This is a genomic window from Pantoea rwandensis (genome assembly GCF_000759475.1).
Taxonomy (GTDB): Bacteria; Pseudomonadota; Gammaproteobacteria; order Enterobacterales; family Enterobacteriaceae; genus Pantoea; species Pantoea rwandensis_B.
Window position 1 is genome coordinate 2930488 of sequence record NZ_CP009454.1, and the last position, 13383, is coordinate 2943870.

The window sequence follows — 13383 nt, forward strand, 5'->3', positions numbered from 1 at the left end:
CGTTACTGGGCGGACGCATCCGCATTTTGCAATTCACAGTCATTAATCACGATTTTGTCATTACGCTCAACAAAAGCGCCATTGCCTTTAGACCAGAAGACATAAGTGCCGTCGCTGTAACGCGCGCCCGAGGCCGATACGGTTTGGGTTAAGGTGAGCGGTTTACCATCCAGAATAAAGCTAACCTGCTGCTTCGGATTGTCGAGTGTCACCGTTAACGGTAACGTGCCGCACTGATAGCGCAATGTCTGTGGTGTCGGCTGCTCTTTGTGCATCATGCCGCAGCCACTCATCGTGACGACACAGCTCAACAGGATAACGATTTTTTTCATCTTTCACTCCTTAACGTGTCAATCGGGCATTCGCCGGATAAATGGCACCCAATACACTCATTTCCCGTGCACCGGTGACGGCAGGCAAATTGCCTGGCAAACCGGACAAGGTGCGAAACGCCAGCCAGGCGAAGGCCAACGCTTCCATATCATCACCACTGATCCCGGCGTCATCCGTCGTCCCCACTTCTGTTCCCGGCAAATGCGCCGCCAGCCGTGCCATCAGCAATGGGTTGCGACTGCCGCCACCACACACCAGCAGGCGATCGCAGCCATCATTGAGCTGAACTTGCTGGGCAATGGTCAGGGCGGTGAGTTCACTGAGTGTGGCCTGCACATCCTGCGATGCCAGCGCCGGGAAACGCTGCAATTGACGTTCAACCCAGCCGAGATTGAAATATTCACGACCGGTACTTTTCGGTGGCGGCAGCGCGAACCAGGCATCGTTAAGCATTTCATCCAGCAGTGCAGGTACGACCTGACCACTGCGCGCCCAGCTGGCATCTTTATCATAGGGCAAGCCCTTATGGCGCCAAATCCAGGCATCAATCAGCATATTGCCAGGCCCGGTATCAAACCCTCGCACCGGCTGGCCGGGAATCAATAATGACAGATTGGCAATACCGCCAATGTTGAGCACCATACGCCGTTCAACGCTGTCCATCAGCAGCGCCTGATGGAAAGCGGGAACCAGTGGCGCGCCTTGTCCGCCTAAGGCCATGTCGCGACGACGAAAATCGGCCACCACGGTAATCCCCGTGGCTGCGGCGATGTGATTGCTGTCCCCAATCTGTAGCGTATTCGGGGCGTCGCTTTGCGGCTCATGCCACACGGTCTGCCCATGGCAACCGATGGCCATGATGTCATTGGCTTACAGCGATTGCTGCTGCATCAGCGTTAACACCGCTTCTGCAAACAGTTTGCCTAGTCGGGTATCCAACTGACCCAGTTGCGACAGGGTCAGCGATTGACCCTGACAGATCGCCAGCACCTGTTGACGAATTTCCTGCGGCATCGGGTGGCAATAGCTGGCCTGCTGCGCCACCATATGCTCATCAATGACCGCCAGTACGACATCTACCCCGTCGAGGCTGGTGCCGGACATCACACCAATATAGCGTCCTGATTTCATAGCGGTTCCTTACCCACGCGCGAGTCTGCAATATGATTCTGTTTAGCCTGGCAAATATCAGCGGCTAATTCTATGATAAAATTCCGCTTTTCAACCGCACAGCACACGGCATTTCAGCGATAAAATATTTTCAGCACGAAATTGAATTTTTGTTGAGGGGCAATGGTCTATCCTTCGCCTCAGCCGCGTATTATTTGGACATAGAGTCAATTGCCAGCTTTCTGTCTTATACTCTTGCTGTAGAGGACGAGAACATGGCGTTTTTTTGCATTAAGGAGCTTTCTGATGATTAAGCGTTTTGTAGCCGTGGCACTGACCGGCCTAACGCTGGCAGGTTGTGTCAGCAATGACACCCTTTCCGGTGATGTGTATAGCGCCAATGAAGCCAAACAAGTACAAAGTGTCTCATACGGTACTCTGGTGTCGGTTCGCCCGGTTAAAATCCAGGGTGGCGATGAAAATAACGTGATTGGCGCAATTGGTGGTGCGGTACTGGGTGGTTTCCTCGGTAACACCATTGGTGGCGGTACCGGTCGTAGTCTGGCTACGGCAGGTGGTGCAGTACTCGGCGGCGTAGCAGGCCAGGGCGTGCAGGGTGCGGTCAACAAGTCTGACGGTGTTGAGCTGGAAATCCGTAAAGACGATGGCAACACCATCATGGTGGTGCAGAAGCAGGCCGCAACCCGTTACTCAGTGGGTCAGCGCGTCGTCATGGCGTCGAATGGCAGCCAGGTGACCGTTTCACCACGCTAAGCGAACAGATAAAAAAAACCGACGCCAGCGCGTCGGTTTTTTTATTTCTCGCGGTTCTGGAACTCGAGAATGTTTTTTTCCAGTCGAGCAATCAGCATGACCATTTGATTAATCTCTTCGAGGCTGATGCCTGAGAGGATGTCATCGCGGGTAGCATCAATCACATTTTCAACCTGCTCGATAATCGGCTCGGCCTGCTTCGTCAGCTTGATGCGTTTGGCACGACGGTCGTTAGCGCAGGTGGCACGCGTAATTAATCCCTTCTCTTCCAACTGATCCAGCGTACGCACTAATGAAGGTTGTTCAATACCAATGGCTTTTGCCAGCTGGATTTGCGACTGCTCTGGCGGAAGTTGATGAATATTGTGTAACGTCACCCAATGCGTTTGTGTCAACTCAAGCGGCTTCAAACGCTGGTCAATCAAGGCACGCCAGATGCGTACCAGCCGAGACAGGTCTGTACCGAGGGGCGTATCCATTTCATCTCCTTATAATTAGCTTGCTAGCTATCAAGCCAGATTTTACACTATTCTGCGAGTTTACAGGACAAATTACAAATCCCAGGCCAGACGGCACGCTCTCTTCTACGCTAGTTTGAGAGAGAACCTGGGACAATGAAGGATGAAGACACGTGTCCATAACCGCACTTTCCGCCACTGCTCCGCTAACCGACCTGGTATTCGGTGCCTCGCTGTTCTTTCCGCCGCTGTTTAAAGCTGTGCTGCTGGGATTCTTTTTCTGGTTACTGATTCACCCCTTGCTGCGCGGCTGGATGTATTCCGGCGACATCTGGCATCCCACCTTGATGGATCTTTCCCTGTTTGTTTTGTGCGTCACGGGCGCACTGTGGATACTGAGCCTCGGATAAATCACCATGAAATTCAACCCTTTTAAATATTTTTCAACGTTGGTGGTGTTTGCCCTGGCCCTGATTGCCGGCTGGTGGATGTGGAACTACTACATGCAATCACCGTGGACGCGTGATGGCAAAGTACGCGCGGAGCTGGTGGATATCACTCCTGAAGTCTCAGGACGCATCATTGATCTGAAGGTACAAGACAACCAGTTTGTACATAAAGGTGACACCTTACTGAAGATTGATCCCGTTCCCTGGCAAATCGCCCTCGATAATGCGGATGCCCAGTTGGCGAAGGCCCAATCCGATTTGGCTAAAGCTCAACATGAGGCCAATCGCCGTGCCAGCCTGCCACGTAATGTGATCTCAGCAGAAGATATGGACGCGGCGCGACTGACGGCGAACGCCGCCGCAGCCACCGCTAAAGCTGCGCAGGCGAGTCTGGATCAGGCGCGCTGGAATCTGCAACAAACTACCCTGACCGCGCCCACCGACGGTTGGATCAGCAACCTGACGCTGCGTCCCGGTAACTACGCCACTGCCGGAACGCCGCTGTTCGCACTGGTAGATAGTCACTCCTACTATGTGATGGGCTACTTCGAAGAGACCAAACTGCGTCACATTCAGCCCGGCGCAGACGCGCAAATCGTGCTCTACAGCAACGGTGCTCGCTTACAGGGCAAAGTCGAGAGCATCGGGCGCGCCATCTACGATCAGAGCGTTGCGACGGACAGCGGATTAGTACCGGACATTAAACCCAATGTGCCGTGGGTGCGTCTGGCACAGCGCGTGCCGGTGCGCATTCGATTAGCAGCCATACCGGATGATGTTCCGCTGGTGGCGGGTACCACCTGCACGATTTCCATCGCGCATTGAGGCCGTCATGAATTTGCAATGGCTGGCCTGGCAAAATCTGCCGTGGATTAAAGCAACCGGCGGCCAATGGCGTTATGCCTTGCGTAATGCGATTGCGATGTGCCTGGCACTGACGATCGCGTACGCGCTGCAACTGGATGAACCTTATTGGGCGATGACGTCCGCTGCCGTGGTGAGTTTCCCGACCGTGGGCGGGGCGATCAGTAAAAGCCTGGGCCGAATTGTGGGCAGCCTGCTCGGTGCCACTGCCGCACTGCTGATTGCCGGGCATACGCTCAACGAGCCCTGGTTGTTTGCCTTTTTCATGGCCGGCTGGCTGGCGTTTTGTACCTGGATCGCCAACCACTATCAAAACAACGTCGCGTACGCCTTCTCACTGGCCGGGTACACGGCTGCAATTATCGCCTTCAGCAGCGTGAACATTACCGATGTCACCCAGTTGTGGGATATCACTCAGGCGCGTGTTTGCGAGGTGATTTCAGGGATTCTTTGTGCCGGGCTGATGATGATGGTGTTGCCCAGTACATCAGATGGCAACACCTTGATGACTTCACTGCGGCAAATGCACGCCCGTCTGCTCGATCATGCGGTGTTACTGTTGCAGCAAAGCAGTACTGACAACGTACGCACCGCACATGAGAATGTCATCAGCCAGATTCTTACCATGAACCTATTGCGTATTCAGGCATTCTGGAGCCACTACCGCTATCGCCGTCAGAACAACGTGCTTAATTACGTTTTGCACCAGCAGTTACGGTTGACCAGTGTCCTCTCCAGTCTGCGCCGCATGCTGCTTAACTGGCCGGACGCGCCCCCGGAACTCTACACCGCCATTCAGCAGTTGTTACATGAACTGGCATTACCGCAGTGTGATAAATATCGCCTGGCGCGGATATTGCGCAGCGTGACACCAGAAGCCACCGGCGATTATCGTCAGCGCGCCTTTGTTCAGCGTCTGCGCTACTTCTGTTGGGTTTACCTCAACGTCAATCGCTGGATACGTTTGATTGAACGCGCTGATGCCGATACACGCTTTCAACCCCCGAAAGTGCCCTCACTGGCACGTGAAAGTGACAGCGCCGAGGCCGGCTGGAGTGCGTTACGCACTTTCAGCGTCATCATGCTGGGCTGCGCATTCTGGATTGGCACGCAATGGGATGCAGGCGCGGCAGCATTAACGCTGACGGCCATTGCCTGCGTGCTTTACTCTTCCGCACCTTCTCCCAGCGGCAGCGTATCACTGCTGCTGAAAACCCTGTTGTGGCTGTCGCTGTTCAGTTTTTTATTACAATACGGGTTGATGGTGCAGATCAGCGCTCTGTGGCAATTTCTGCTGGTGCTGTTTCCGCTGCTGATGACCTTGCAACTGTTTAAGCTACAGCAGAAAAAACGCGCGGGAATGTGGGGGCAATTTATTGTTTTTATGGGTTCCTTTATTGCCGTCACCGATCCGCCAGACTGGGATTATCAAAGCTTCCTCAATGATAACCTGGCAAAAGTGTGTGGCGTACTGCTGGCATGGATGGCTTTTCAGATACTGCGTCCCAGCTCCGATGCACGCCGCAGCCGTCGGCATATTCGCGCGTTACGTGATGCGTTTCTGGACCAGCTGCGACGACATCCTCGCAGGAGCGAAAGCCACTTTGAATCGCAGATTTATCATCACATCAGTCAGTTGAGCAATAGTCGTGATGAACAGGCGCGTGTCTGGCTGCTGCGCTGGGGCGTGGTACTGCTCAACTGTTCTCACATCGTTTGGCAATTACGCGAATGGCGACCCGCTTCAGGCACTCTGGCGCAAATGCGCGATAGTAGCTTGCAGGATTTACAACGGATTATGAGCCTGCGCGGCGTGCGCCACACCTCGTTGCAGGCCACACTCGATGAGCTGGAGGGTATGATTGCGCAACTTGAGCAGCAGCCTGATAGCGAGGCCAATACACTGGCGGGCATTTTATGGCGTCTGCGCTGCTCATTGGCGCAACTGAGTCAGGCGGTGCCGGATTGATTACTGGCAATACTGCGTGGTCTGACGGTTGAAATCGTCCTGCAGCTGCTGCAAGGTTTTGTGCCCTTCAAAACGAGTTTTATCTTGCTCGGTCATCGGCTCAATCACCAGGTATCGCTCTTCATACGAATAGATAAAGCGACGATCGAGAAACGTACCGGTGAAGCTTTTGCCGCGGATTGAGCCACACACGGTGGTTAACGAACGATGAAAAAATTCGGTGTGCAGGAAATTGGTTTCAGTGGCACTGCGCAACACATTCTGACAACCCTGCGCCTGTAAACGCTCAAGCGTGTGCGGGGTCAGCCATTCCCGACCGCGGGCGATATCTTCGCAACTTGCACGCAGTGGGTTGGTGTCAATGGTGCGCTGTAACTGGCGGCTGGTATCTAATCTCAACTGCGTTTCGTTGGGTTGATCACATCCCGCGAGTAATACACATAACAGCAAAATCCCACGCGTTTTCATTCCTGCCCCTGAGAGGTTCTATTCCTGAATCAACATCCTAGGACGGATATCGCGCGGAGTGAAGCGGGAAAGTGGGTCAGAATTTTTCCGGCATTGAAAAGAGGCAGACGGCAGATGGCCTGCCGTCCATAACGTTAAATCACACCGCAGGCAAATCGGGCACCGCCTCCGCCTAACGGTTGTGGATGGTCAGCATGATTATCGCCACCTACATGGACCATCAATGCCTTACCTTTGACTTCGCTCAGCGATTTAATTCGTGGCGCAACCACGGGATAATCGGCCTTGCCATCATCAGTGACATACAGGGCAGGCAGATCGCCCAAATGGCCATCGGCGTAAGGTCCAAGATGTTTACCGGTATTTTGTGGATCCAGATGCCCACCCGCTGCGCCGGCCGCAACGGTTTTGCCATCCGACTGCCCGGGCTCACAGCTGCCTTTGGCATGCACATGGAAACCGTGGATACCCGGTTTAAGGCCCGTCAGCGCGGGAGCAAACTGCAAACCATACGGCGTTTCACTGATAGTGACTTTACCAATGGCTGCCCCGATACCCTGTGCGGTGACCTCATGCAAGGTCACCTCTTCAGAGGCGGCCTGTGCCCCAGCAGCACAAACCAACGCCAGCGTGGCGATGAGGATTTTCTTCATAACGTCTCCTTACGGTTGAAATGCTTTGTAAGCCTGGACCGGAATGGACCAGGCTGCCGTAATTTGACGTAGTTTTACGCTTCAGGGCACATCAAAACCGATCGCCGCTTTGCGAATGCGGAACCACTGCTGACGGTCAAGCGTGAGTTGGCAAGCACCTGCCGCTTCGCTGACGCGCGTGGTTTTACCGGATCCAATGATGGGCAATGGCCGGCTTGGCAATTTCATCACCCACGCATACACCACCTGTTCGATGCTACTCGCGCCGATTTCCTGTTTTACCCGCTCAAGCTCATCACGCAGCGGCTGATATTGCGCATCGTTAAACAGGCGCCCGCCCCCTAAACATGACCAGGCCATTGGACGGATACGCACCTGCTGGCATTGATCGAGCGTGCCATCGAGCAACGTTGATTGCTCCAATGGCGAGATTTCCAGTTGGTTAGTGACCAGGCTGAACGGCAAACGTGATTGCAACAGCGTGAACTGGGAGGCGGTAAAGTTCGATACCCCAAAATGACGCACTTTGCCGCTCTGATGCAGTGCCATAAAGGCTTCGGCAATTTCATCTGCATCCATTAATGGGTCCGGACGATGGATCAGCAGCAGATCGAGATAATCGGTGTTGAAGTAACGCAGCGAATTTTCTGCGCTGTGCAAGATGTGGCTGGCCTCGGTGATGTAATGGCCGATTTTATGTTCAGGCTTAGCACGCGTCGCAATGCCGCACTTGGTGACAATCTGCAGTTTTTCACGCAGCGCGGGCGCCAGGCGCAGCGCATCACCAAAGGCGGCTTCACAGCCATAGTTACCATAGATATCAGCGTGATCGACCGTGGTGATGCCCAACGACAGATGATGCTCGATAAAAGCGACCAACTGCTGCGGCGTCATGCCCCACTCCAGCAGACGCCAGTATCCGACGATCAACGGTGAAAATTGAGGTCCCTGCGGGGCGATCGTTTGCGGTTGTAACATCGGTTAACTCCCTTGAACACAAAAGCGAATCTGGGAGTATAACGGAAAGGCAAATCATCGTTTTCTTAAAACAGGGAGGGTTGTTCCGGATCATGATTTTCATCGACTTTTTGTTGCCGGTGCAGGCGCAACCAACGCTGGCGACAAAGCCGTAGCACATCGCGTTTTTGCGTATCGGTAAACTTCATCCAGTTAAAACGCTCCTCACGGCTTCGCAGGCAGCCACGACAGTAGCCCCGTGCGTCACTCTGGCAAATGCCGCGACACGGGCTGGGAACAGGGAAGAACTCTAATTGCTCGGCCACATCCACTCCGGTTTAACAACAAACTTCATATTGATAACAGCATAGTGACATTGTGCAAAGCGTATACGCAGTTCGCCCACATTTCATCCAGCTATTGCCACGGAAACGGATATTTACCATTGAAGCCAGCGCAGAAACCTTTGGTTGGGTACTGTTTAATAAGCGTTAAGGTTTTCCTCATGTTGTATTCATACGATTGTCACATTCCATCCAGCCATTGAGTTTTCATGAAATTCCCGAACAAGTTACAGTGCCACACCAGCAGTTTTAATCTGATTGCCGCCCTGTTTTTTACCTTCGTGCTCAACGCCCTGTTTCTGCTACGCGCATGGGAAATTATCCCTTACGATCGCCTGCACGATTATCTGTTTGCGGCCAGCATTCCGGTGGTTTTGGCCTCGGCTTTCTATCTGATTTTCTCACTGCTGGCATGGCCCTATGCGCGCAAGCCGCTGCTGATTCTATTGGTGCTGGTCAGCGCCGCCGCTAACTACTTTATGCACAGTTTCGGCACGGTGATCGACACCAACATGATTGAAAACGTGTTTGAATCGGATGCTCAGGAGGCCGGTGCGCTGATCAGCAGCAGCTACGTGGTGTGGATGATTTTGATGGGGTTGGTGCCCGTCGCCGCCATCTGCATGGTGCGGATTAAAACCGGACAACGCTGGTGGTGGAGCCTGCTGCAACGTTTGGCCGGGGCGTTGGGCGCCATTCTGCTGATTCTGCTGATGGCGGTGCTGTTCTACAAAGATTACGCCTCGCTCATTCGTAACAATAAAGGGCTGGTGAAGATGATCACCCCAGCCAATATCGTCAGCGGCACCGGTCATTACGTCGATCAGCGTTATCTGCAAGGCAGCCAGGCGCTGGTCAAAATTGGCCAGGATGCCAAAAAAGGCCCGCTGATCGCGGCTGAACCGAAGAAAACGCTGGTGGTATTGGTGGTAGGCGAAACCGGACGTGCTGAGAACTTTTCTCTTGGCGGCTATGCACGTGAAACCAACCCTGAGCTGAAAAAGCAGCAGGTTATCTACTATCCCGATGCCAGTTCGTGTGGCACGGAAACGGCCATCTCCGTACCCTGCATGTTCTCTAATATGCCGCGTGAACATTATGATGCCAATCTGGCCCATCATCAGGAAGGCGTACTCGATATTCTGGCACATGCCGGGGTGAGCGTGCTGTGGCGTGAAAACGATGGCGGTTGTAAAGGTGCCTGCGATCGCGTGCCGCACACGGATATGACGAAGTGGAATTTGTCGCAATATTGTCACGATGGTTTCTGTCTGGATGATGTTCTGCTGCATCGTTTTGATCACTACGTGGACAGCCTGCACAATGACGGAATCATCGTTTTGCATCAAATGGGCAGCCATGGCCCGGCCTATTATCAGCGCTATCCGGCAGAATTTCGTCGCTTCACGCCTACCTGCGATAGCAACCAGATTCAGGATTGCGATCATCAGGCGCTGGTAAACACCTATGACAACTCTTTGCTGTATACCGACGATATGGTGAGCCGCACCATTGATAAACTCAAAGCATTAAGCGATCGCTTTAACGTCGCATTGGTGTATCTCTCGGATCACGGTGAATCATTGGGTGAACATGGTATGTATCTTCACGGTGCGCCCTATCTGTTTGCCCCTTCACAGCAGACGCACATCCCACTGCTGATGTGGATGTCACCCGGCTATGCGTCGGCGTTCCACATTAATGAGTCCTGTTTACGCCAGCAGGCTGCGAGTGAGAAAGTGTCGCAAGACAATCTTTTCCATACGGTTTTGGGCATGTTCAACATCCAGACACAAGAGTACCAACCGCAACTGGACATGATCAGATCGTGCCAAAATGCCGGATAAGGTTTGCATTAGACCGACTGGTCTAATACTGTGTGGCCCATGAACAAGACTGTGCAACGCAACGAAACCCGTGAACATCTGCTCGCTACTGGCGAGCAGGTTTGTCTGCAACGCGGTTTTACCGGAATGGGGCTCAGCGAAATGCTGGCGCTGGCGGAAGTGCCGAAAGGCTCGTTTTACCACTACTTCCGCTCCAAAGAAGCTTTTGGCGTCGCGTTGCTGGAGCGCTATTTCGTTCACTATCTGCAACAGATTGAACAGCAGTTAAGTCAGCCGGGGTTATCGGCACGGGAACGTTTGCTGGCGCACTTCCGCTATGGCGCAACGCTGTTTATCGAGCAGGGTCATATAGTAGGCTGCCTCGGCGTCAAGTTATCCGCGGAAGTGTGTGATTTGTCAGAGCCGATGCGCGATGCGTTACAACACGGTGCCAGCGCGACTATCGCAATTTACGCCCGCTGTCTGAGTGAGGTCGCTGCTGAACAGGCGCTACCATATGGACAAACGCCTGAGCAACTGGCCCAGCGCTGTTATTTGTTATGGCTGGGTGCCAGTTTACAAAGCAAAATTTCACGAGAGCCAGGGCCGATAAGCCTGGCACTTGAAACCATTGAACAGTGGCTGAATGGCCACTGATTTTTAAAAACCGCAGTTTCTAGACGACCGGTCTACTTACAGGAGTCATCATGGCGAGTAAACAGCTGTTCTCCCCACTTAAAGTGGGCGCGATTACCGTACCTAACCGTGTCTTCATGGCACCGCTGACGCGTCTGCGCAGCATCGAGCCTGGCGACATTCCTACTCCGCTGATGGCGGAATATTATCAGCAGCGCGCCAGCGCCGGTCTGATCATTACTGAAGCAACGCAGATCTCTTTCCAGGCGAAAGGTTATGCTGGCGCACCGGGTTTGCATACTCAGCAGCAAATCGCCGCGTGGAAAGTGATCAACGAAAGCATTCACGCCGCGAAGGGGCACAGCGCGGTGCAACTGTGGCACACCGGCCGCATTTCGCACAACAGCGTTCAGCCTGAAGGCAAAGCGCCCGTAGCGCCTTCAGCTATTGCTGCTGGTACTCGTACTTCACTGCGTGCTGAAGATGGCACCGTTTACCGTGAAGACACCTCACTACCACGTGAACTGAGCGTGGCGGAAATTCAGCAGATCGTTAAAGATTTCGGCCAGGCGGCAGCGAACGCGCGTGAAGCTGATTTCGACCTGCTGGAACTGCATTCTGCCCACGGCTACCTGATGCATCAGTTCCTGGCACCGGGTTCTAACCAGCGCACCGATGAATACGGCGGGTCGATCGAAAAGCGTGGTCGTTTTGCGCTGGAAGTGGTGGATGCGGCGATTGCGAACTGGTCTGCCGATCGTATCGGCATCCGTATTTCGCCAATTGGTGCCTTCCAGAATCTGGAAAATGGTGCAGACGAAGAAGCAGCAGCGCTGTGGTACATCTCCGAACTGGGGCAGCGTGGCCTGGCGTATCTGCACCTTTCCGAACCAGACTGGGCCGGTGGCCAGCCTTACAGCGATGCTTTCCGTGCTAAAGTTCGTGCGCTGTTCCCGGGCGTGATCATCGGTGCGGGTGCATACACCGTTGAAAAAGCCGACGATCTGATTGCGCGCGGCTTGATCGATGCTGTGGCCTTTGGTCGCGACTTTATTGCTAACCCGGATCTGGTTGAGCGTCTGCAGCAAGACGCACCGCTGAATCCACAGCGCCCGGAAAGCTTCTACGGCGGCGGCGCTGAGGGCTATACGGATTACCCAACCCTGTAAGAACCTGGCTGCCGCACCGGATGTGCGGCAGTGCTGTTTCTTCAGGGCATTAACTGGCTATACTTGCTAGTCTTTGTCATTCCCTGATGACTTTTCAAAAGAGGATGTTATGCGTTTACTTCACACCATGTTACGCGTTGGCGATCTGCAACGTTCTATCGATTTTTATACTCGTGTGCTGGGCATGCGCGTACTGCGTCAAAGCGAAAACACCGAATACAAATACACCCTGGCTTTCGTGGGTTACACCGAAGAGAGTGAAGGCGCGGTGATCGAATTGACCTACAACTGGGGCGTTGATAAGTATGACCTCGGCAATGCTTATGGCCATATTGCGCTGGGCGTCGATAACGTTGCAGAGACCTGTGAACGTATCCGCAGTGTCGGTGGCAACGTAACGCGTGAAGCCGGTCCGGTTAAAGGCGGCACCACCATCATTGCTTTTGTTGAAGATCCCGATGGTTACAAAATCGAGCTGATCGAAAACAAACACGCTGGTCACGGCCTCGGTCATTGATGCCGTTAGTCAGTCTGCTAATTTGCAGGCTGACTTCCCTCTCCTGCTGCACCCTCCCGTAATTTTTGCCATAATGCGCGCTGCCCCATTTCTTGCTATGAGATCCTGATGTCTGAATCGAACGCCTTAAACGCTCTTCATCAACGCTTCCGTGGTTTTTATCCTGTGGTTATTGACGTCGAAACTGCCGGCTTTAACGCGCAAACCGATGCGCTGCTGGAAATTGCAGCGACCACGCTTAAAATGGATGAGGACGGTTGGTTACACCGTGATGAAACCCTGCACTTTCACGTTGAGCCGTTCGAAGGCGCGATCCTCAATCCTGCGGCGCTGGCGTTTACGGGCATCGATCCCTCCAACCCTTTACGTGGTGCGGTAAGCGAGTACGAGGCGCTGCATGCCATTTTCAAGATGGTACGTAAAGGCACCAAAGATCATAGCTGCAATCGCGCGATTATCGTGGCGCACAATGCCACCTTCGATTTGAATTTTGTGATGGCAGCGGCCGAACGCGCCAGCCTGAAGCGAAATCCCTTCCACCCTTTTGCGACCTTTGATACTGCAGCACTGAGCGGTTTAGTATTGGGACAAACCGTGCTGGCGAAAGCCTGTAAAGCCGCAGGAATGGAGTTTGACAGCACACAGGCGCACTCGGCGCTCTACGACACTGAACAAACAGCCACGCTGTTCTGTGAGCTGGTCAATCGCTGGAAACGTTTGGGAGGTTGGCCGCTGGCTTTCAGTGAAGAACAGACGGAGGACGACGGCTCTGCCTGATGGGCTGATTGGCTGATTGGCTGATTGGCTGATTGAACGATAGATCTTCAAAGAAAAGGCCGACATTTGTCGGCCTTCG

15 protein-coding genes and 1 pseudogene are annotated in these 13383 nt (G+C 53.6%); 9 read left to right on the forward strand and 7 right to left on the reverse strand.

Annotated elements, in window-relative coordinates; genetic code table 11:
- Nucleotides 1-2: 2 nt before the first annotated feature.
- Together LH22_RS13315 and anmK are read right to left on the reverse strand one after the other, a co-directional pair.
- A complete protein-coding gene (locus LH22_RS13315) occupies nucleotides 3-332 on the reverse strand; it encodes an MliC family protein (RefSeq protein WP_038647260.1) in 330 nt (109 codons plus the stop codon).
- Nucleotides 333-342: 10 nt separating this feature from the next.
- Nucleotides 343-1464 (reverse strand): annotated as a pseudogene (gene anmK / locus LH22_RS13320) (anhydro-N-acetylmuramic acid kinase).
- 285 nt (nucleotides 1465-1749) lie between these two features.
- Between anmK and slyB the strand changes: the two are divergent.
- Nucleotides 1750-2217, forward strand: coding sequence for an outer membrane lipoprotein SlyB (slyB, locus tag LH22_RS13325; protein ID WP_034821586.1), 468 nt, complete (start codon nucleotides 1750-1752; stop codon nucleotides 2215-2217).
- Between the two features lie 41 nt (nucleotides 2218-2258).
- On the opposite strand, the gene slyA is transcribed toward slyB, so the two are convergent.
- Complete coding sequence (slyA, locus tag LH22_RS13330) at nucleotides 2259-2696, reverse strand: transcriptional regulator SlyA (RefSeq protein WP_038647262.1); 438 nt, start codon at nucleotides 2694-2696, stop codon at nucleotides 2259-2261.
- Nucleotides 2697-2848: 152 nt separating this feature from the next.
- Here slyA and LH22_RS13335 point away from each other — a divergent pair, with 152 nt between their 5' ends.
- The 3 genes from LH22_RS13335 to LH22_RS13345 are packed head-to-tail and all read left to right on the forward strand — an operon-like array spanning nucleotide 2849 to nucleotide 5957.
- A complete protein-coding gene (locus LH22_RS13335) occupies nucleotides 2849-3085 on the forward strand; it encodes a DUF1656 domain-containing protein (protein ID WP_038647264.1) in 237 nt (78 codons plus the stop codon).
- A 6-nt stretch (nucleotides 3086-3091) separates the two neighbouring features.
- The gene (locus LH22_RS13340; protein ID WP_038647266.1) at nucleotides 3092-3949 is read left to right on the forward strand and encodes an efflux RND transporter periplasmic adaptor subunit; all 858 of its coding nucleotides are present in this window, start codon (nucleotides 3092-3094) and stop codon (nucleotides 3947-3949) included.
- A gap of 7 nt (nucleotides 3950-3956) precedes the next feature.
- Complete coding sequence (locus LH22_RS13345) at nucleotides 3957-5957, forward strand: FUSC family protein (protein WP_038647268.1); 2001 nt, start codon at nucleotides 3957-3959, stop codon at nucleotides 5955-5957.
- Here the strand turns inward: LH22_RS13345 and LH22_RS13350 are convergent, their stop codons facing one another.
- The 4 genes from LH22_RS13350 to LH22_RS20285 form a co-directional block, all read right to left on the reverse strand.
- The gene (locus LH22_RS13350) at nucleotides 5958-6425 is read right to left on the reverse strand and encodes a hypothetical protein (RefSeq protein WP_038647270.1); all 468 of its coding nucleotides are present in this window, start codon (nucleotides 6423-6425) and stop codon (nucleotides 5958-5960) included.
- A 134-nt stretch (nucleotides 6426-6559) separates the two neighbouring features.
- A complete protein-coding gene (gene sodC, locus LH22_RS13355; protein WP_034821608.1) occupies nucleotides 6560-7078 on the reverse strand; it encodes a superoxide dismutase family protein in 519 nt (172 codons plus the stop codon).
- A gap of 81 nt (nucleotides 7079-7159) precedes the next feature.
- Nucleotides 7160-8056: an aldo/keto reductase gene (locus LH22_RS13360; RefSeq protein ID WP_038647273.1), complete on the reverse strand. Its 897-nt coding sequence runs from the start codon at nucleotides 8054-8056 to the stop codon at nucleotides 7160-7162.
- A 65-nt stretch (nucleotides 8057-8121) separates the two neighbouring features.
- Nucleotides 8122-8361: a DUF1289 domain-containing protein gene (locus LH22_RS20285; protein ID WP_071845620.1), complete on the reverse strand. Its 240-nt coding sequence runs from the start codon at nucleotides 8359-8361 to the stop codon at nucleotides 8122-8124.
- Between the two features lie 227 nt (nucleotides 8362-8588).
- Between LH22_RS20285 and eptA the strand changes: the two genes are divergently transcribed.
- The 5 genes from eptA (at nucleotide 8589) to rnt (ending at nucleotide 13304) form a co-directional block, all read left to right on the forward strand.
- Complete coding sequence (gene eptA / locus LH22_RS13365) at nucleotides 8589-10226, forward strand: phosphoethanolamine transferase EptA (RefSeq protein ID WP_038647275.1); 1638 nt, start codon at nucleotides 8589-8591, stop codon at nucleotides 10224-10226.
- 39 nt (nucleotides 10227-10265) lie between these two features.
- A complete protein-coding gene (locus tag LH22_RS13370) occupies nucleotides 10266-10862 on the forward strand; it encodes a TetR/AcrR family transcriptional regulator (RefSeq protein ID WP_038647277.1) in 597 nt (198 codons plus the stop codon).
- Nucleotides 10863-10912: 50 nt separating this feature from the next.
- Entirely contained in the window at nucleotides 10913-12010 is a 1098-nt protein-coding gene (locus LH22_RS13375; RefSeq protein ID WP_038647280.1) for an alkene reductase, read from the forward strand.
- 109 nt (nucleotides 12011-12119) lie between these two features.
- Nucleotides 12120-12527, forward strand: a complete 408-nt coding sequence (gloA, locus tag LH22_RS13380) for a lactoylglutathione lyase (protein ID WP_034821634.1) — start codon at nucleotides 12120-12122, stop codon at nucleotides 12525-12527.
- A gap of 108 nt (nucleotides 12528-12635) precedes the next feature.
- On the forward strand, nucleotides 12636-13304 hold the full coding sequence (gene rnt / locus LH22_RS13385; protein WP_038647282.1) for a ribonuclease T: 669 nt from the start codon (nucleotides 12636-12638) through the stop codon (nucleotides 13302-13304).
- Nucleotides 13305-13383: the final 79 nt, after the last annotated feature.

Bases quoted from the DNA above. Each gene is read 5' to 3' on its own strand.
- LH22_RS13375 (WP_038647280.1), top strand. From the start codon at position 10,913: ATGGCGAGTAAACAGCTGTTCTCCCCACTTAAAGTGGGCGCGATTACC.
- slyA (WP_038647262.1), bottom strand. From the start codon at position 2,696: ATGGATACGCCCCTCGGTACAGACCTGTCTCGGCTGGTACGCATCTGG.
- LH22_RS13370 (WP_038647277.1), top strand. From the start codon at position 10,266: ATGAACAAGACTGTGCAACGCAACGAAACCCGTGAACATCTGCTCGCT.
- slyB (WP_034821586.1), top strand. From the start codon at position 1,750: ATGATTAAGCGTTTTGTAGCCGTGGCACTGACCGGCCTAACGCTGGCA.
- eptA (WP_038647275.1), top strand. From the start codon at position 8,589: ATGAAATTCCCGAACAAGTTACAGTGCCACACCAGCAGTTTTAATCTG.
- LH22_RS13360 (WP_038647273.1), bottom strand. From the start codon at position 8,056: ATGTTACAACCGCAAACGATCGCCCCGCAGGGACCTCAATTTTCACCG.
- LH22_RS13340 (WP_038647266.1), top strand. From the start codon at position 3,092: ATGAAATTCAACCCTTTTAAATATTTTTCAACGTTGGTGGTGTTTGCC.
- gloA (WP_034821634.1), top strand. From the start codon at position 12,120: ATGCGTTTACTTCACACCATGTTACGCGTTGGCGATCTGCAACGTTCT.
- rnt (WP_038647282.1), top strand. From the start codon at position 12,636: ATGTCTGAATCGAACGCCTTAAACGCTCTTCATCAACGCTTCCGTGGT.
- sodC (WP_034821608.1), bottom strand. From the start codon at position 7,078: ATGAAGAAAATCCTCATCGCCACGCTGGCGTTGGTTTGTGCTGCTGGG.
- LH22_RS13350 (WP_038647270.1), bottom strand. From the start codon at position 6,425: ATGAAAACGCGTGGGATTTTGCTGTTATGTGTATTACTCGCGGGATGT.
- LH22_RS13345 (WP_038647268.1), top strand. From the start codon at position 3,957: ATGAATTTGCAATGGCTGGCCTGGCAAAATCTGCCGTGGATTAAAGCA.
- LH22_RS13315 (WP_038647260.1), bottom strand. From the start codon at position 332: ATGAAAAAAATCGTTATCCTGTTGAGCTGTGTCGTCACGATGAGTGGC.